At 65.0% G+C, this 18,535-nt stretch carries 17 protein-coding genes and 1 pseudogene; 6 read left to right on the top strand and 12 right to left on the bottom strand.

The window, feature by feature from the left end:
• The first annotated feature begins 104 nt into the window (after positions 1–104).
• Entirely contained in the window at positions 105–533 is a 429-nt protein-coding gene (locus J7355_RS04175) for an organic hydroperoxide resistance protein (protein ID WP_209060198.1), read from the top strand.
• 58 nt (positions 534–591) lie between these two features.
• On the opposite strand, the gene J7355_RS04170 is transcribed toward J7355_RS04175, so the two are convergent.
• From J7355_RS04170 to J7355_RS04150, 5 genes are all read right to left on the bottom strand, one after another.
• On the bottom strand, positions 592–1,212 hold the full coding sequence (locus J7355_RS04170) for a rhomboid family intramembrane serine protease (protein ID WP_247739773.1): 621 nt from the start codon (positions 1,210–1,212) through the stop codon (positions 592–594).
• A 223-nt stretch (positions 1,213–1,435) separates the two neighbouring features.
• Entirely contained in the window at positions 1,436–3,430 is a 1,995-nt protein-coding gene (betT, locus tag J7355_RS04165) for a choline BCCT transporter BetT (RefSeq protein WP_209060196.1), read from the bottom strand.
• A gap of 113 nt (positions 3,431–3,543) precedes the next feature.
• Positions 3,544–4,140: a nitroreductase family protein gene (locus J7355_RS04160; RefSeq protein WP_209060195.1), complete on the bottom strand. Its 597-nt coding sequence runs from the start codon at positions 4,138–4,140 to the stop codon at positions 3,544–3,546.
• Between the two features lie 40 nt (positions 4,141–4,180).
• Positions 4,181–4,783: an NAD(P)H:quinone oxidoreductase gene (gene wrbA, locus J7355_RS04155; RefSeq protein WP_209060193.1), complete on the bottom strand. Its 603-nt coding sequence runs from the start codon at positions 4,781–4,783 to the stop codon at positions 4,181–4,183.
• An 85-nt stretch (positions 4,784–4,868) separates the two neighbouring features.
• Positions 4,869–5,573, bottom strand: a complete 705-nt coding sequence (locus J7355_RS04150) for a pirin family protein (protein ID WP_209060192.1) — start codon at positions 5,571–5,573, stop codon at positions 4,869–4,871.
• Positions 5,574–5,691: 118 nt separating this feature from the next.
• Here J7355_RS04150 and J7355_RS04145 point away from each other — a divergent pair, with 118 nt between their 5' ends.
• A complete protein-coding gene (locus J7355_RS04145) occupies positions 5,692–6,579 on the top strand; it encodes a LysR substrate-binding domain-containing protein (protein ID WP_209060191.1) in 888 nt (295 codons plus the stop codon).
• 15 nt (positions 6,580–6,594) lie between these two features.
• Here J7355_RS04145 and J7355_RS04140 read toward each other — a convergent pair whose 3' ends face one another.
• Together J7355_RS04140 and djlA are read right to left on the bottom strand one after the other, a co-directional pair.
• Positions 6,595–6,990 carry an MAPEG family protein gene (locus tag J7355_RS04140; RefSeq protein ID WP_209060190.1) on the bottom strand — a complete coding sequence of 132 codons (396 nt, stop codon included), beginning with the start codon at positions 6,988–6,990 and terminating at the stop codon, positions 6,595–6,597.
• A gap of 81 nt (positions 6,991–7,071) precedes the next feature.
• Positions 7,072–7,869 carry a co-chaperone DjlA gene (gene djlA / locus J7355_RS04135; protein WP_209060189.1) on the bottom strand — a complete coding sequence of 266 codons (798 nt, stop codon included), beginning with the start codon at positions 7,867–7,869 and terminating at the stop codon, positions 7,072–7,074.
• 176 nt (positions 7,870–8,045) lie between these two features.
• On the opposite strand from djlA, the gene J7355_RS04130 reads away from it, so the two are divergent.
• Entirely contained in the window at positions 8,046–8,735 is a 690-nt protein-coding gene (locus J7355_RS04130) for a DUF2057 family protein (protein WP_209060188.1), read from the top strand.
• A gap of 2 nt (positions 8,736–8,737) precedes the next feature.
• Here the strand turns inward: J7355_RS04130 and J7355_RS04125 are convergent, their stop codons facing one another.
• The 5 genes from J7355_RS04125 to J7355_RS04105 all read right to left on the bottom strand — a co-directional run bounded on the left by J7355_RS04125 (position 8,738) and on the right by J7355_RS04105 (position 15,640).
• Positions 8,738–10,093, bottom strand: coding sequence for an MATE family efflux transporter (locus J7355_RS04125; protein WP_209060187.1), 1,356 nt, complete (start codon positions 10,091–10,093; stop codon positions 8,738–8,740).
• Positions 10,090–10,794 (bottom strand): ligase-associated DNA damage response endonuclease PdeM, encoded by a 705-nt coding sequence (gene pdeM, locus J7355_RS04120; protein WP_209060186.1) that lies wholly within the window; start codon positions 10,792–10,794, stop codon positions 10,090–10,092. Before pdeM ends, J7355_RS04125 begins: the two co-directional genes overlap by 4 nt.
• Positions 10,795–11,134: 340 nt before the next feature.
• Entirely contained in the window at positions 11,135–13,660 is a 2,526-nt protein-coding gene (locus J7355_RS04115; protein WP_209060185.1) for a ligase-associated DNA damage response DEXH box helicase, read from the bottom strand.
• 25 nt (positions 13,661–13,685) lie between these two features.
• Complete coding sequence (locus tag J7355_RS04110; RefSeq protein WP_209060184.1) at positions 13,686–14,009, bottom strand: hypothetical protein; 324 nt, start codon at positions 14,007–14,009, stop codon at positions 13,686–13,688.
• The gene (locus J7355_RS04105) at positions 14,006–15,640 is read right to left on the bottom strand and encodes an ATP-dependent DNA ligase (protein WP_209060183.1); all 1,635 of its coding nucleotides are present in this window, start codon (positions 15,638–15,640) and stop codon (positions 14,006–14,008) included. The genes J7355_RS04110 and J7355_RS04105 overlap by 4 nt, the downstream gene beginning before the upstream one ends.
• 281 nt (positions 15,641–15,921) lie before the next feature.
• On the opposite strand from J7355_RS04105, the gene J7355_RS04100 reads away from it, so the two are divergent.
• The 3 genes and pseudogenes from J7355_RS04100 to J7355_RS17650 all read left to right on the top strand — a co-directional run bounded on the left by J7355_RS04100 (position 15,922) and on the right by J7355_RS17650 (position 18,459).
• The gene (locus J7355_RS04100; RefSeq protein WP_209060182.1) at positions 15,922–16,785 is read left to right on the top strand and encodes a class I SAM-dependent methyltransferase; all 864 of its coding nucleotides are present in this window, start codon (positions 15,922–15,924) and stop codon (positions 16,783–16,785) included.
• A gap of 13 nt (positions 16,786–16,798) precedes the next feature.
• Entirely contained in the window at positions 16,799–17,635 is an 837-nt protein-coding gene (locus J7355_RS04095; protein WP_209060181.1) for a methyltransferase domain-containing protein, read from the top strand.
• A gap of 185 nt (positions 17,636–17,820) precedes the next feature.
• Positions 17,821–18,459 (top strand): annotated as a pseudogene (locus J7355_RS17650) (SDR family NAD(P)-dependent oxidoreductase).
• Positions 18,460–18,535 lie beyond the last annotated feature (76 nt).

Raw genomic sequence — 18,535 nt, 5'->3', positions numbered from 1 at the left:
AAGGTCGCCGTCACCGGCGCGCCAACACCTGCCGCGCTTTTAGATTGCGCGCAATCAATTGGCGATCCATAGTGAGCCAGAACCCAACCGATCAGGAGCACACGATGTCCGTGGATAAAGTCCTCTATACCGCGAAAGCCACCGCGACCGGCGGGCGCGATGGCCGCGCCACCTCGTCGGACAAGGCACTCGACGTTTCGCTGAGCGCCCCGAAGGCGCTGGGTGGCGCAGGTGGCGATGGCACCAATCCGGAACAGCTGTTCGCCGCCGGTTACTCGGCATGCTTTCTCGGCGCCATGACCGTCGTCGCCGGTCACGAGAAGATCCAGCTTCCGCAAGACACGAAGATCGACGGCGAAGTCGGCATCGGCCCGATGGGCGACGCGTTCGGTATCGAGGTGACACTCAACATCGCTCTGCCCGGCATGAAGCAGAGCGAAGCCGACGACCTCGTCGCCAAGGCGCACCAGGTGTGCCCTTATTCCAACGCGACCCGCGGCAATATCGACGTCACGCTCAACGTCGAGGTCTAGCGCCTTCGGACAGGCGACGGCACGCCCGCTGGCCGATGGGTCAGCGGGCGTTTTTCGTTCAGGCCATCGGCCCGCGGCCGCCGCCCTGCTTGCGCCAGTACATGATCAGGCCGAAGCCAAACGCCATACCGCCCAGGTGGGCGAAATGCGCCACGCCAGCCTGGGTGCCGGTCACACCGAAGAACAGCTCCAGCGCGCCGTAGCCGATGACCAGCCACTTGGCTGTCATCGGTATCGGCGGAATGAGAAGCATCACGCGCGCGTTGGGGAACATCATACCGAACGCCAGCAGTACCCCGAACAGGCCGCCGGAGGCGCCCACGGTCGGCACCACTTCACCCGGCGACAACAGCGCGAGCGTTAAAACCTGAGTGATCCCCGCACCCACGACACAGACGAGATAGAACAGCAGAAAACGCTGCCCGCCCCAGACCTGTTCGATCACCCGGCCGAACATCCACAAACCGAACATGTTGAAGAACAGATGGCCGAAACTGCCGTGCAGAAAGCCGTAGGAAAGCAGCTGCCAGACCTCGAACCCCACGCTGCCGGTACCCGCGGACGTGCGTACCGGATAATCCCCGAACGGCCACAGCGCGAAGTACTGCATGGCCGGTTCCTGGGCATACAGCAGGAACAGAAAACCCAGGCCGTTGGCGATCAAGAGCCACTTGATCATGGGCGGCACGCTGGACACGGCAAACGGATCCTGTCTCATCGGCAGGCAGAGCTCGCGGGCAAATAAGCGCCCAGCATAACCCATCGCCTGTCCGCAGCGCCGACACGCAGGCGTCGCATCGCCGACAGGGATCGACCGGCCCTCGAAGGCTGCATGGCGCGCATGAAAAAGCCCGGCGTTGCGTGCAACGCCGGGCCAATCTGCGCAAATGAATTCGCGCGGTCTAGCGGACCAGATACAGGAAATGCAGATGCTTTTCGTACTGGTCGAGAATATCGCCGATGAGCTGATCCTTCGTGTAGCCCACGACGTTGTACTGCTGGCCGCCTTCGCGCAGGAAGACCTCGGCACGGTAGTGCTCGCGGTTCTTGCCCTGCTCTTCGCTGCGGCCAAACGCGCCCATGTAGAACGACGGCGCTGTGAAGCGGCGGGCACGCACGCCGTAGACGAAGTCGATCTCGGCGCCGTGGTCGACGTCCAGATAGCAGCGGTCATCCTCCACGCTGATCTTGGTGCTCATGCCGCTGTCTTCGAACTGCTTCGAGACCGCATCCATTGCCGGCTTGACCACGTCGACGAGGAACGCGTCGATCTGCTTGCGCCGCGGCGACGTCACCAGTGTCTGCAGCCGGGTTTGCCAGCTGCCGCCACCGAAGCCGGCCACGTTGGACGGCGTGTTCATCATGTGGCGCATGCTCTCCTGCTTGACCGCCTCGATGCTCAGCGACTTGTACAGGCAGTACGCCATCACCAGCAGAAGCACCGTGATCGGCAAGGCCGATGCAAGCGACGCAGCTTGCAGGGCGCCGATGCCACCGGCGGCCAGCAGCACGATTGCGACCACACCTTCGAGCACAGCCCAGAAAATGCGCTGCCACACCGGCGGCTCGTCCCCATCCTTGGCGGTGAGGATATCGATGACCAGCGAACCGGAGTCCGATGAGGTTACGAAGAAGGTGATAACCAACAGCGTGCCGATGATCGAGGTCACCCAGGTGAACGGGAACTGCTCGAGAAAGACGAACAGCGCCGTGGACGTATTTGCGTTCACGGCCTCGAGCAGGTTGCTCGCGCCCTCGTTCATGATCATGTTCAGCGCGCCGTCGCCGAAGGCGGTCAGCCACAGGAAGGTGGCGCCCACCGGCACCAGCAGAACCCCCATTACGAACTCGCGGATCGTGCGACCGCGCGAGACACGGGCAACGAACATGCCCACGAACGGCGACCAGGAAATCCACCAGGCCCAGTAGAACAGCGTCCAGCCGCTCATGAAGCCGTCGGTGCCCTCGTCTCCGGTGTAGACGTAGGAATTGAACGTCATGTCCACGATCGAGGACATGTAGTTGCCGATGTTCTGGGTCAGCGACTCAAAGATGAACAGCGTCGGGCCCATCACGATCACGAACAGCAGCAGCGCCGCAGCCAGCCACAGGTTGAGCTCCGACACGCGACGGATACCGCCATCGAGACCAAGCACCACGGACGTGGTGGCCATGACGGTAATGATGCTGATGAGCACGATCTGCGTGCCCAGGCCTTCCGGTACGTCGAACAGGAAATTCAGACCCGAATTGACTTGCTGAGCACCGAAACCGAGCGAGGTCGCCACGCCGAAGAGCGTGCCGAACACGGCCAGAATATCCACCGCATTACCAATCGGCCCGGAGATACGCTTGCCGATCAGCGGGTACAGCGCCGAACTCAGGCGCAGCGGCAGATTGCGACGAAAGCTGAAGTAGGCCAGGCACAGACCGACGACCGCATAAATCGCCCAGGCGTGCATGCCCCAGTGGAAAAAGGTGATCCGCATGGACTCGCGCGCGGCTTCTGCCGTCTCGCCCGTGCCCTGCGGCGGATTGGCGTAGTGCAGCACCGGCTCGGCGACACCATAGAACATCAGGCCGATGCCCATGCCCGCCGAGAACAGCATCGCGAACCAAGAGATATAGCTGAAATCCGGCTCGCTGTGATCCGGCCCCAGTCGAAACTGCCCGTACCGGGAGACCCCCAGCATGATGCAGAAGATCAGGTATACACCGACCGCGCCGAGATAGAGCCATCCGAAGGTATCAATCAGCCAGCTCTGCATGCCGCTGAAGAAGGAATTCGCCATGTCCGGAAACAGCGCGCCGAACACGACGAGCACTCCGATCAGGACGACGGATGGAAAGAACACAGGCGGATTAATACCCGCCTTTACCGGTTCGCTATCGCTCATGCGGTTGCTTTGATCTTGAATTCCCTTTTTATCTGTAACATGGCTGTCGCTTATTAACGACAGCCGCAGACCCCGACAGCGCGTGCCGGAACGGTTTTATCTGGTATGCGCGACTAGAATCGGAGCGGCGTACCGAAGTGTTCTGTAAAGACGAACTCGTCCAGCGGACGGCGGCTGCGTGGCTTGGTATCGCGTTCCGTCAGCGCCTCGTTCATCTGCGCCGAAATTTCCCGGTAACCGATCGCAAGTGCCGTGAATACCTCGGCTTCTTCCGGTACGCCGAAGGCCGCACGCGCAGCCTCGGGATCGAGGCCGATCATCTGGTGCACGTGCAGCTTGCGGGTCGTCGCTTCCGTGACCAGGTTGGCCGAGGCAAGCCCCAGATCGTGCTCGGCCGCCTTGTTGGGCTTGCCGTTCTTCACGAAGTTGCGAACCACCACGCCGAGCGCCAGAACAGGCGCATTCTGCGCCCACGCCCGGTTGCCTTCGGCCAGACATTCCACGATGCGCTCGTGGGTACTGCCGGCGCCCTTCACCCCGACGATATAGCGCCACGGCTGTTCGTTATAGGACGAAGGCGCCCAGCGGGCGGCCTCGAACAGGGAGGCGAGATCCGCCGCCGGCACCGGCCGGTCGCTGAACGCGTAGGGGCTCCAGCGCACCGCCAGCGTGTTGTGGATCCGGTGATCGGTCGCCGCATTCTTGCTCATGGTCGCTCCGCTTGACGCTGTCTCGGCTCGTCGAACTGTGTCAGAGGTTCAGGGCGGTGGCCAGGGTTGCGACCTTTTCGCCTTGATAACGGGCGATGGAAAGCTCCTTGTCACTCGGCTGACGGGAGCCGTCGCCACCGGCGTAGGTCGATGCGCCGTAGGGCGAACCGCCCCGCAGTTCGGAGATGTCGAACAACGCCTGTGCGCCCGCATAGTCGACCGGCGCGATCAGCATGCCGTGATGTGCCAGCGTGTTCCAGAACGACGTGATGGTGGTTTCGTTGCCGGCACCGGTAGCGCTGGAGGTGAAAACGCTGCCGATCTTGTTGACCAGCTTGCCGTTGGCCCACAGCCCGCCGGTCTGGTCGAGGAAGGTGCGCATCTGGCCCGCCATGTTGCCGAAGCGGGTGGGCGTGCCGAATACGATCGCGTCGTACTCGGCGATCTCGCCCGGCTCGGCCACGGCCGCGGTCTGATCGGTCTTGGCGCCGGCCGCCTTCAGCGCTTCGGCGCTCATGGTCTCGGGCACGCGCTTGAGCGTGACTTCCACGCCGTCGACGCTCCGAGCGCCTTCGACGACCGCGTTGGCCAGCGTCTCGATATGGCCGTACATCGAATAATAGAGAACGAGAATCTTCTTCATGGAATGCTCCGTTGTAACGAGCGGCCCCGATCGGGCCACCGTGGACATGAAATCGAACCAAGAGCTTGCCGCCCCGGCCCGGGAACTAGATATCGCGCAGATCGAACAGTAGGAAATCGGCGTCCGACAACCCGTCGAACACGAGATTGAACTCGCCCTCGATTCGCGCGCCGTCGCCTTCGTGCAGCTGCGTGCCGGCCACCTCCACCGAACCGCGCGTGACCTGGACCCAGAACTGGCGAGGTGCATCGACCGCATGGCCCACCTGTGCGCCGGCGTCGAGCTGGCAGCGGTAGATGATCGCGTCCTGGCAGATGCTCAGCGACCCGTCGTGGCCGTCGCCGGATACCACCGGTTGCAGGCGATTGTGCAGGCGCTCGCCGTCGAACCGGGCCTGGTCGTAGCGCGGTTCGATACCGCGCTCGCGCGGAAACAGCCAAATCTGTAGCGAATGTGATTCGCGCTCGCCGGATGCATTGAACTCGCTGTGCCGCACGCCGCGCCCGGCGCTCATCACCTGCACGTCGCCGGCACGAATGGTCGACCCGTTGCCCATCGAATCCTCGTGTGCCATTTCGCCGTCGAGCACCACGGTGACGATCTCCATGTCGCGATGGCCGTGGGTCGGAAAACCCGCGTTCGCCGCGACATGATCATCGTTGATCACACGCAGATCGGATACGCCCATATGCGCCGGGTCGTGATAATCGCCGAAGGAAAAGCTGTAGCGCCCCTTCAGCCAGCCGGCGTCGATGCGGCCACGTTCTTCTGCGGGTCTGACCTGAATCATGATCTATACCTCGATAACCCAATACCGAAACGTTACGACGCCCTCGCGACCGAGAAAAGCGAAGCGTTTTGGCATACTCATTCAAATTAATTGAACCCTAAACCCCCGGCGCTTTCCCATGAACGATCCCGTCAGACTCGAAGCACTGGAAACGCTGGACGCCATCGAACGCCACGGCAGCTTCGCCGCCGCGGCGGCCGCGCTCTACCGCGTGCCTTCGGCAGTCTCCTACACGGTCAGCCAGCTTGAATCCGATCTCGGCATCGCGGTGTTCGACCGCAGCGGCCATCGCGCGGTGCTCACACCGGCCGGACGACTGCTGCTCGACGAAGGCCGTCGTATTCTCACCGCAAGCCGCGAACTGGGCGCCGCGGCACAACGCTTGGCGGACCACTGGGAACCGGAACTGCGACTCGCCGTGGACGGGTTGATCGCACCGCAACAGCTATGGCCCGCAATCGGCGCCTTGCAGCGTGCGCACCCGGCCATCAACCTGCGCGTTTGCGGCGAAGTGCTCGGCGGCACCTGGGAGGCGTTGATCGAGGACCGCGTGGATCTGGCGATTGGCGTGGCCGAACCCCCGGCCGGCGCCGGTATCCGCCGGGCGCCATTCACGCAGGTGACGTTCTTGTTCTGCTGCGCGCCCGATCATCCTCTGGCCGCCATCGAACACCCGCTCACCGAAGACGAACTGCGGGCCTGGCGGGCGGTCGTCGTCGCCGACAGCGCGCGCCATCTGTCCGCACGCAGCGCCGGACTGCTCGACGGCCAGCCGCGCCTGACGGTGACCACCATGCACAGCAAGATCGAGGCGATCGAACAGGGACTGGGCATCGGCCACTGCCCCGCGGCCTGGGTCCAGACAGCGCTTGCCGCGGGCCGCCTGGTCGAACGCCCGTTGGCCACACCGCGCGATAGCCAGCGTACCCATCTGCTCTGGCGCACCGCGGCGCCGGGCCGCGCACTGCAATGGTTTCTCGAGCGGCTGGAGTCTACGGCAACCTGAGCCTGCGCCGGTCGGTCAGCCCAGTTGAAGGAGCGCGATGATCCAGTAGGCTAGGATCAGCACCTGGACCAGAAAGAATGGAAATCGAGCGAAAAAGATCACCAGGTGATGCACGGAAATAATGTGCGCGACGGACTGGCCGATGCGGGCTGCGAGAAACCAGCCTGCCAGGCCGGCAGTAATCGCCTCGGCGTCCGCGACCGCGGCCACGAGCACGACCGACGCGAATATCGGCAGCATTTCCAGGCAATTGGCATACGCGCCCTCGAGGCGCGTCATGACCGCCGCTTGATCGACCTCGCGACCGCGCGTCCAGGCGTCGGCCCGCTTGCGCATCGACAGCACGAGCGGGATGCGGTAAGCGATCATGGCGCCGATCAGCAACAGCGTCCAGCCGGCAAAGCCGGTCAATGCCCATAGCGATGGACCCATATCTTTTCTCCTTCGTTATTGTTCTCGTATACCGCCGATCACCCGGGCGAGCCGCCCGGTTCAGTTGATGCCGCGTGCCTCGCAGATGCGCTCGTAGGCGGCGCCGATCTCACGGGTCTTCTCTTCGGCCATCTCGCGCATGCTTTCCGGCATGCCCTTGGATGCCAGCTTGTCGGGATGGTTCTGACTCATCTGGCGACGATAGGCTTTCTTCACCTCGCCGTCGCTGGCCGACGATTCCACGCCGAGCACCGCATAGGCCTGCTCGAGTTGTTCCTTGGGATCGACACCGGCCTTGGACCCCATGCCGTCGCCAGACGCCCCACTCGCGCCGCGACCGGACAGCATCGCCTCGAGCTGGCGGATTTCCATATCCGACAGACCCAGCCCGCGCGCTACCCGCAGGATCATGTCGTGCTCGGCGCTGCTGATCTTGCCGTCGGCGGCGATCGCCGCGATCTGCACCTGCAGGAACATCTGGTGCAGCGCGCGCTGGCCTCGCGCGACCTTGCGGAAACGCTCGACTTCGGCGTCGAGATCGAACTCTGCGGCCTTGCCGCGATTGAACGACGCCCGGGCCTGCGCCTTCTGGTCGTCGGACAGACGCAGCTTGGAAAACAGCTCCTCGGCGACACGAATCTCGTCGCGCGTGACCTGGCCGTCGGCCTTGCACAGCGCGCCCATAACGGCGAACGTCGAATTCAGGAACTGGGTGCGGATCGTGCCGAGCGCGCCCTTGAGCAGGGTCATGGCGATCAGTTGCGCGGCCCAGTAACCGAGAACGCCGCCGAGCAGTGCGCCCGGCAGACCCATGAACGTAGCGCCGGCAATGGCGCCGATAACGATGGCGATAAGCATGCGCGGGATTCTACCTGCCGCGTGCGAAGGCTGCCGAGCCAGGCGACGAGCGCGGCCGTGTCCCGCGTCACGCAACTGTCATGCAAATGTCATGTTGCGTGCGCATCGTGTGCATCAGCCGCGCGTTGCGACACGCGCCGGCCTGCCACGATTCACGCTCTTCTCGGGAACCGGCCATGCCACGTATCGATTCACGCCTGTCTGCCTGCCTGCTGTTCGGCGCTCTGCTTCTACTGGCCAGCGGTTGCGCCAGCGTACGGCAACTCGACAGCGGCGCGCGCGCCGACCAGGCCAGCGCCGAACTGTTCGTGCCCTATCAGTTCCAGGTCCAGGCGATCGACGGCACGGTGCTGCGCGACAGCTTCAACAGCTTCGATGGGCGCGACCAGAACCTGCGGGTGGCCCCCGGCAAGCACGAGTTGGTCCTGCGCTACTTCGATCTCATCGAAAACACCACAGACCGCACGGACGACTACACGCGCGTGCTCTCCGAACCCATTACGGTGACGTTCCAGGCCAGCGCGAACAGCCGTTACGCGGTCGTCGGCGAGCGCCCGGAAACACCGGCCGCCGGCGAAGCGTTCGCGGCCGAGCCCACGCTCGCGATCGAGAATCGCGGCAACGGCGAAACGGTCAGCGGCCAGGTCAGCGTGGCCGAGCCGGAAGTCGAAACCATCCGCCGCGGCAATACGGTGTATGCGCCGGTCGCACAAGGGGCGGCCAACGCCAGCGCGGCGCCCGGGCCGCAGCCGGCGCCGGACAACGCCCCGCCGCAGTCGCTGCAGATGCTCAAGTACTGGTGGAATAGCGCCAGCCAGGACGAGCGCGATCGTTTCGAGGCCTGGCGCGGACAGGACGCACCGTAGCGTCAGACCGATGCGGTGAGTCGGCGACGCGCCAGCGCGTAGCCGACGAGCCCCATCGCGAGGTTGGCCACGGCCGCGGCCGCAAACACCGCCCAAAGGCCGATCAGCCAGCCGCCAAGTGCGGCCAGCGGCACGAACAACCCGAAGGTGCGTCCGAGCATGAGCGCGGTTGCCCGCATGGGCTGGCCCACCGCATTGAACGCCGCATTCACGCAGATCAGCACGCCGTAGGCGGCAAAGGTGGGCGGCACCCAGCGCAGATAGGTCACCGCCGCGGCGCGGGTTTCGGCATCCGCCTCGAACAGGCCGGCGATCTGCGGGGCGAACACGAACAGCAGCACGGCGATCGCCAACCCCCAGGCAAGGCAGAACAGCGCGCTGATACGCATCGCCGCGCGCACGCGCCCGGCTTCGGACGCGCCCCAGTTCTGGCCTATCAACGGGCCGAGGCCGGCCGTGAGCGCGAGCAGCGGCACCACCGCGATCGCCTCGATGCGGGTGGCCACGCCGAAGCCGGCCACCGCGGCCGGGCCGAAGCTCGCCACCACGGCGGTCACGACAGCCACCGCGATCGGGTTGACCATGTTGGTCGCGGCGGCCGGCAGCGCGATAACGGCAACGCGCCGCGCCGACACGCGCAGGTGCTGCCAGCGCGGCAGCGCCCAGACGATGAGCCGCATGCGGTAGTGCAACGCCGCAACCGCCAATACAAAAGCCGCCGCGCGGGCGGCCAGCGACGCGATCGCCGCGCCCTGGAGGCCGAGCGCGGGCACCGGTCCGAGTCCGAAGATCAGCAGCGGATCGAGCACGAAATTCAGCGCCGCGCTGCCCACCATGATCGCGCTCGGCAGACGGGCATTGCCGCAGGCGCGCATGGCGTTGTTGGCGATCATGGGCACGATCACGAACGGCGCGCCGAGATACCAGATCTGCATATACGCCACGATCAGCGGCAGCGTCTCGGGGCCGGCGCCGAGCAGCGAAAACAGGGGCTCGATGGTTGCAAGCCCGGCGGCCATGAACACCAGCACGATGGCCATCGCGAGCCACATGCTGTCGGTGGTCAGACGCCGCACCTCGTCGTGATCGCCGCGGCCGACCGTGCGCGAGATCACCGATGCCGCGCCGATGCCCAGCCCCAGCGCGAGTGAGAAAACCGTCATCACCACGGGAAAAGTGAACGACAGCGCGGCCAGCGGCGCGGTGCCCAGCCGCGCGACGAAGAAGGTATCCGCCACGTTGAAGGCGATCATCGCGAGAATGCCCCAGACCATGGGCAGCGACAGCGCGATCAGGTGGCGCGCGATCGGGCCTTCATCCAGTCTGGCGCCGCCGCGTGCGGCTGCGGCCCGGCTCACTGAGCGCGCGTCCGGCCGCCCGGCGTCATCGCTTCCACGACCTCGCCCTCGCCGACCACGAACACGCGATCGCCTGCACGCGGCGACACCCGCCCGCCACCGGCAAAGCTGCAGAACGCCGGCAGCATCAGCCCGTCGGCATGACGCCAGAACACCGGCACGCGCAGGCTTTCGCTGCCATCGCCCAGGCGCACGACCGGATGGACATGCCCGGCGAGTACCGGCCCGCGGGCATCTGCCGCGGGTTCGTGGCGCAACACGAACGGCGCTTCCAGCAGGCTGCCGGCATGCCAGCCGATATCGCAGTCAATCGGCAGTCGATCGGCGCGATCGTGGTTGCCGCGGGTGACGATCATCTCGACAGCCGCAAAACGCTCGCGCCAGGCCGCGAAGCGCGCCAGCCAGGGCGCATCAGCGCTCGGCGGCGCATGGACGAAATCGCCGAGAACGATCAGCCGCGCGGCGCCGGTCTCGGTCAACGCAGCACCCAGCCGGTTCAGGTCCGCATCGGTCGTGCCGCGCGGCACCCCCAGGCCTTGTTGTCGAAACACGCCGGCCTTGCCGAAATGGGTATCGGCGACCAACAGCGTGCGTGCGGCCGGCCAGTAGACGCTGTGATCCGCGCGCAGCAGCAAGCGCTCGCCGGCGAGTTCCAGCGCTGCGTGGCTCGTGCTTGAAATGTGTTCCGCGCTGAGAGTCATTGCTTTTTGATAGTCCGCAACTGAACGCGAAGAGCGCAAATAAAAAAGAAAGGATCGTGATGTTGCCCGACGCCCCGGTTAGACGGGCCACTCCACCGGTATGCGTGCGCTTGCGATGGTTTCACGCAAAGCCGCGAAGACACCAAAACAAGTCAGACCCGCGCGATCGAAAAGCCGGCTGTCGTTCTTTGCGTCTTCGCGCCTTTGCGTGAGGCAAACGTGCTTTCGACCGAATGCACGCGCTGGCTGAACCCATACGTACTCGGGGCCCCACTCGATTAACGCCACATCGGTTGAAAGTGGGCAACGCCGCTAACCCGCGCTGCCAACAACCTGTCTTCTATCTGCCTTCCCATTTGCGTTCGCTTGCGGTCGACTTACGCGGCTTTTTGTCCGCGGCTTTTTCCAGCTGCACCGTCATGCGCTCGACGCGGTCACGCCAGGACTCGTTCGATACCTGGCTGGCCACGCGCTCGACCCAGAGCGGAAAACCCAGCGGCGTGAGCCGCGGCGGGTTCGCGACGCATAACGACTGCTGCGCGATGCGTTCGAGCGCGGCATGCACGCGGTTGAACTCCAGTTCGCGTTCGAGCACTTCGCGCCGGGCCTGGTCGAGCAGCAGGTTGTCGGCGTCGTAGCGGGTGAGCACGTCGAACACCAGTCCGCTGGAGGCCTGGACCTGGCGTGCGCTCTTGTGCGCGCCGGGGTAGCCGGAAAATACCAGACCGGCAATGCGCGCGATATCGCGAAACGCCCGCTTGGACAGCTCGGCGGCGTTCAGACAGGCCATGAGGTCTTCGACGAGATTGTCCGGCGATAGCGCGGCCCTTAACTCGGTTTCGCTGAAGTCGACCTTATTACGGGTGACCAGTTCGAAGCCGTAGTCGTTCACCGAGAACCGGAACGACGCCTTGTGGATACGCGCCAGCCGCCAGGCCACCAACGCCGACAGCCCCTCATGGGCGAGCCGGCCCGCAAACGGATAGAAGAACCAGTGCCGGCCCTCGCGGCTGGTGACGTGCTCGACGAGCAGCTCATGCGCGGCCGGCAGCGCCGACCAGCGACGCTGGATTTCCAGCAGATCACGAATCGCGGCCAGCTCGGGTTCGCGGTAGTCGTTATCGCGGGCTGCTTCGAGCAGCGCGCGGATCGCGTCCGCCAGCGTGCCCGATATCGCCATGCGTCCACCGGCCCAGCGCGGTACCTGGCGGTTCTTGCGCGTGGCGGTTTTCACATAGGCGGTCAGATCACGCACACGCGCGAGTTCCAGCAGCCGCCCGGAGAACAGGAATACGTCACCGGGCTTGAGCTGGGCGATGAAGCGCTCCTCCACCGTGCCGAGCCGCCCGCCCTTAACGAACTGCACGCTCATCGCCGCGTCGGAGGTGATCGTGCCCATGGTCATGCGATGCCGACGGGCGATACGCCGATCGGTGACCCGCAGGCGGCCGTCGTTCTCCTCGACGCGCCGGAACTCCGGATAGGCCGAAAGCGCCGCGCCGCCGCGGGTGACGAAATCCAGCGTCCAGCGCCACTCGGCATCGCTCAAGTCGCGGTAGGCGCGGCTGCTGCGCACCTCGGCAAGCAGAGAGGTCTGGTCCACCCCGCCGTCGCGCGTGCTGCCCAGCGCGCGGGTGACGATATGCTGGGCGAGCACGTCCAGCGCGCCGGCCAGCGGCTCGCGCGCCTCGACCTCGCCGGCCAGCGCCTTGCGCCGCGCGGCCGCGATCTCGACCAGCTCGAAGGCATGGGTCGGCACACACAGAATCCGGCTGGCCACACCGGGCCGATGGCCGGAACGCCCGGCGCGCTGGAGCAGGCGCGCCACACCCTTGGGGCTGCCGATCTGGATCACCTGGTCGACCGGCGAGAAATCCACGCCCAGATCGAGGCTGCTCGTGGCCACCACGCAACGCAGCCGCCCGTCGGCGATCATCGCTTCCACCCGATCGCGCAGGTCGCGATCCAGCGAACCGTGATGCAGCGCGATGTATTCGAGCCAGTCGGGTCGCGCGCGCAGCAGCGCCTGATGCCAGAGCTCGGCCTGCGACCGGGTGTTGGTGAACAACAGCGTGGTCTCGGCGGCTTCGAGCGCGGCGATCACCGGCTCGACCAGGCGCGTGCCCAGATGCCCGGCCCAGGGAAAGCGCTCGATGGTCTCGGGAACGAGCGCCTCGATCCGGGTCTCGGCTGGAACCAGGCCGCGAATCGAGCGTGCCGTCGCGCCGCCGGTCAGCGCATCCGCGGCTTCGTCGAGATTGGCCAGCGTGGCCGACAGCCCCCAGGTGCGCAGCGCCGGCCGTAAACCCCGCAGACGCGCAAGCGCCAGCTCCAGCTGCACCCCGCGCTTGGTCGAGAGCAGCTCATGCCATTCGTCGACGACCACGACTTCCAGGGTAGCGAACAGCTTTTCGTGCTCGGCATAGGACAGCAGCAGGCACAGGCTTTCCGGCGTGGTGACCAGCGCGCTCGGCAGCTTCTTGCGCTGGCGTGCCTTGATATGGCTCTTGGTATCGCCGGTGCGCCGCTCCACGGTCCAGTTCAGCCCCAGTTCGGCGGCACTGGCTTCCAGATGCGCCGTGGTATCGGCGGCCAGCGCCCGGAGCGGCGTGATCCAGAGCACGGTCAGGCCCGGCGTGGCGTCGACGTCATCGGTTGTCGTGAGCCAGTGGTCGAGCGCGCCAAACCAGGCGGCCAGCGTCTTGCCGGTGCCGGTCGGCGCATGGATCAGGCCCGATTCGCCGTTCGCGTAGGCTGCCCAGGCCTCGCGCTGGAAGTCGAAGACCTGCCAATCGCGCGCGGCGAACCAGTCTTCGATTCGGGTGGTGGCCGACGGCGCAGCCGGCTGCCGCGCCAGCCTATTCATCCGAGCCGATCATCAGAGTGCAGCGTCAGGACGGATCATGCCGATCGGCCTTGCGTCGCCAGCGCTGGGTGATCGAACGCGCCTTGGCGGCGACCCAGGGAAAGCGCCGCTCGCCGCGGTCCAGCTGTTTGGACACCCAGCGCGAGTATGGCGCGAGCAGAATCGCCGAGATGATCAAGAACAGCACGCCCTGAAGCACCGGCAGCACCAGGCCGACGATGCCGAGCACGAACATCACGACGCCCGCCGCGATGCGAACATAATCCTTCCAGGTCATGTCCTGCCAGCGTACGTGGCGCCGCGTGGCGGCGTGCGGCGCGGTTTGATCGTGTTCGCTGTGGGCGTTCATGGCGTTACCTTTTCCTCGGCCGGAAGCAGCGCTTTTACGCCGTCGAGACTGTCGGCGTCCTGAATACGCTTGTCGTGACGCCAGCGTGCGATGCGCGGAAAGCGTACCGCGATGCCGGACTTGTGCCGGTTGGACGCCTGAATACCCTCGAAGTGCAGTTCGAAAACGTGGGTCGGTTCGACCGAGCGGACCGGCCCGAAGCGTTCCTTCGTATGCCGACGGATCCAGTGGTCGACCTGGCCGATTTCCTCGTCGGTGAGCCCCGAATAGGCCTTGGCGAAGGGCACCAGATCGTCGCCGTCCCAAACCGCGAACGTATAGTCGGTCAACAGATTCGAACGCCGACCGCTGCCCGGCTGGGCATAGAGCAGCACCGCGTCGACGGAATACGGGTCGACCTTCCATTTCCACCAGTCGCCGCGGGTACGCCCCACGCGGTAAGGCGAGCCGGCGCGCTTGAGCACGAAGCCCTCGGTGGCGAACTCACGGCTGCGTTCGCGCAGTTCGGCGAGCTCGTCCCAGCTTGCCGCCGCCACGTCCGCCGACAGGGTGATCCGCGCGTTGTCGTCGTGCTCGCCCACAATGTCGCGCAACCGCGAGCGGCGCGCTTCGATCGGCGTATCGCGAATATCGTGCCCGCCGGCTTCCATGAGGTCGTAGGCCAGAAACCGTACCGGATGATTGGCCTGCATCTTCGCCGACGGCTTGAGCCGGCCGATGCGCCGCTGCAGGCGCGCGAACGGCAGCGCCCGTGGTTCGCCCGCGACCCAGGCCAGAATCTCGCCGTCGAGCACGCAGCCGTCCGGCAGCTCGGCGGCTGCCTGTTCGATCTCGGGAAAGCGGCCTTCCATCAGGTCCTCGCCGCGCGACCAGATATGGCACTGGCCCTGGCGACGAATGAGCTGGGCACGGATACCGTCCCATTTCCATTCCGCATGCCAGTCGGCGGGTTCGCCGAGGTCGGCCATCGTTGCGATGGGCGCCTGTTCGATCGGCGAGGCGAGGAAGAAGGGATAGGGCTGAGCGGCATCCTCGCCGCGGTCTTCGGGATCAACGAGCCGCTCGAAGAAGTCCGGCGTGGGCTGCCAGCGGCCCATTAGCCGATGGGCGATACGCGCCGGCTCGATATTAGCGGTCTCGGCGAGCGCACGCGTGACCAGACGCCGCGATACGCCGACCCGAAAGGCGCCGGTCAGCAGTTTGTTGAGGGTGAAGCGCGCATCGGTGGGCAGCTCGCGCCAGTAGTCGACGATATGCGCCTGACGGGCATCGTCGTCCATGTTACGCAGCGGCAGGATGCGCTGCTCCACCCAGTCATGCAGGGCGATATCCAGGCCCGCGCTGCCGGTTTCGATCTCGTCGAGCAGCAGGGTCACGGTTTCAGCGAGGTCCCCGACCGCCGAATAGCTTTCCTCGACCAGCCAGAGCGGCATGTCGATGGCTTCGGCCGTCCATTCACGCAGTCGTGCCGACGGAATGAGGCGCTTGATACGCCGGCCGCACAAGAACGACACGGCCCAGGCCGCATCCGCCGCCGGGGCGCTCGCGAAGTAATCGCGCATGGCCGCGACCTTGTCGTTGGTCGCCGTGCTGGCATCCAGACGTGTGTAGAGCGCAGTGAACGATCGCATATCAGCGCAGCCCCGAGCCCTGTGACCGCTTTGCACCACGACGTCCCAAAAACGTTGGCATTGCACGGTATGCGTGCACCGAAGGCGCCCGAATGCGCTCATGAGCCGATCGGGTCATGTCCCGATCACAACCGTCCGGCAGGCTGTTCTCGTGACCGAACAGCGACATGGCCGAACTGAATTGAAGTCTGGCGCATCGGTTGCATACGGTAGTAGTGACCATTTGAAAGATTGCGGCAAGGGGTCGAGGCGCGACCGCACCGCGACGGGGAATTTCGTGTATGACAAACGCAGCAACCGACAACGTGATGTTCAAACGCACTCAGGAGTTCGGCCAGCAGCCAACCGAAGTGCGCGAAACCGACCACTATCAACACGAATATGTCCACGACTTCGTGGAACGCTGGGACGACCTCATCGACTGGGACGGTCGGGCCGCCAGCGAAGGCAGCTTCTTCATCGACGTTCTGAAGAAGTACGGCTGCACTTCCGTTATTGATGCAGCAACAGGCACCGGATTTCACTCCGTGCAACTACTGAAGGCCGGTTTCGAGGTCGCCAGCGTCGACGGCAGCCCGCAAATGCTCGCCAAGGCGTTCGACAACGCCCGCGACCGCGGCATGATCCTGTCCACGGTGCACAGCGACTGGCGCTGGATGTCGCGCGACGTGGTGGGGCGCTACGACGCCATCATCTGTCTGGGCAATTCCTTCACCCATATTTTCAACGAACACGATCGGCGTCGCACGCTGGCCGAGTTCTATTCCATGCTCAAGCACGACGGGATTCTGATCCTCGACCAGCGCAACTACGACGCGCTGCTCGAAGGCAAATCCAAGCCCGGCCACAAGTACTACTACTGCGGCGAAGGCGTATCCGCCGCGCCCGAGCACATCGACGAAGGCCTGGCGCGCTTTCGCTACGAGTTCTCGGACGACGGCTCGGTCTACCACCTCAACATGTTTCCGCTGCGCAAGAACTATGTGCACGATCTGATGCACCAGGTGGGCTTCCAGTCGGTGACCACCTACGGGGACTTCCAGAGCAGCTACCGCGAAGAGGATCCGGACTTCTTCATCCACGTGGCCGAAAAGGCCTATCGGCCTCAGGACGAGGACGCAGACGAAGCCAAGGCATCCAAGTAATCGCGGAGGCAACATGACGCAGTATTCCGAGGCAGTACAAACCGCCCAGGCGTACTACAACAGCGACGACGCCGAGAACTTCTACTCCCGTCTTTGGGGCGGCGAGGATATCCACATCGGGCTGTACCAGTCTGACGAGGAGCCGGTGGTGGACGCCAGCCACCGGACCGTCGCACGCATGTGCGACAAGCTCGGCGACAAGCTCAAGGACGCGAAAGTGCTCGACATCGGCGGCGGCTATGGCGGCTCGGCACGCTACATGGCCGAGCATTACGGCGCCGAAGTGGTGTCGCTGAACCTGTCGGAAGTGCAAAACGAGCGCGGCCGCAAACAGAACGTCGAGCGCGGCCTGGACGAGCTCGTGACCATCGTCGATGGCGATTTCGAAAACGTGCCGTATGAAAACGACACCTTCGATATCGTCTGGTCGCAGGACGCGATGCTGCATTCCGGTAACCGCACCCGCGTGCTCGAGGAAGTCGCGCGGGTGCTCAAACCCGGCGGCAGCTTCATCTTCACCGACCCGATGCAGTCGGACGATTGCCCCGACGGGGTGCTCGGGCCGGTGCTGGATCGCATCCAGCTGGAAACCATGGGTTCACCCGGTTTCTACCGGCGCGAGCTCGAACGGCTCGGCTTCGCGCTGCGCCAGTTCGAGGATCACACCGAACAGGTGCCGCGTCATTACGGCGGGATTCGTGAAACGCTAGAAGCGCGGGAGGACGATCTGCGCGATTCGGCGATTTCAAACGACTATATCGCCAACATGAAGAAGGGCCTGCAACACTGGGTCGATGCCGGCAAGGCCGGCCACCTGGCCTGGGGCATCATGATCTTCGACAAGCAGTAGCCCAGCACGACGGATCGGGCTTGATTTGGCCCGATCCGTCGACAACTTGGTAGTTGTAACAGCCATTGGGCGTGTTGCCGTGTGGCCCGACGCCGCGCCAGCGGCCATTTTTCCGCAAGACAAGGCGCAGTGCGCGTTGTGTAGCTGTGCTACATGAGCGTGCTGCAACGCCGTATCGCGGGAAAATGGACGCTGGCCCCGAGGGTTGCGGCCCAAATAGCGCCATATGGCGTTGCGCGGCTTGCCCCTGGAATGACCAGGGCCGGCGCCACGCGCCTTGTCTGGCACTATTTGGGCCACAACGCGGGGCCGCGCCACACGACAACACGCCCTCGCCGCGGCCGTTCGTCGCGGCTTTTTTTGGTCATTCCAACCACCGGGGACAACGCATGGAACGCTTCACGGACAAGGCCGTGATCATCACCGGTGCCGGCTCCGGTATCGGCGCCGCGACCGCGAAACGCTTCGCCCCCGAACAGGCCAACGTCGTGCTCGTTGGCCGCACCCAGGACAAGCTGGAGCAGCTCGCCGCCCAGCTGCCGAACAAGGACAAGGTGCTGGTTCACCCGGCCGATGTGTCCGACGACGCCTAGGTCCGCGCTCTCATGGACGCCACGGTCGAGCGCTTCGGCCAGATCGACGTGTTGGTCAACAATGCCGGCGTGGCGGTGCAGAAGCGCATTCCGGACGCCAGCGACGACGACTGGTCGCGCGTCATGCGCATCAACGTCGACGGCGTGTTCTACTGCTGCCGCGCCGCCCTGCCGCATCTGCGACCATACCCCGGTTTCAGTAGCGTTTCGATCCAGAGCCCCAGGGTTTAAATGGCCGCTTCTGCGGCCATCCGCGCAGCGTAGTCAGCGGGCGTCAGCCCGCTGAGTTCTTTCTTCGGTCGTTCTT

Origin of the sequence: Endozoicomonas sp. G2_2 (genome assembly GCF_017744135.1) — a bacterium.
Taxonomy (GTDB): Bacteria; Pseudomonadota; Gammaproteobacteria; order Nevskiales; family Salinisphaeraceae; genus Salinisphaera.
This window is presented reverse-complemented; position numbering and strand designations above follow the sequence as displayed.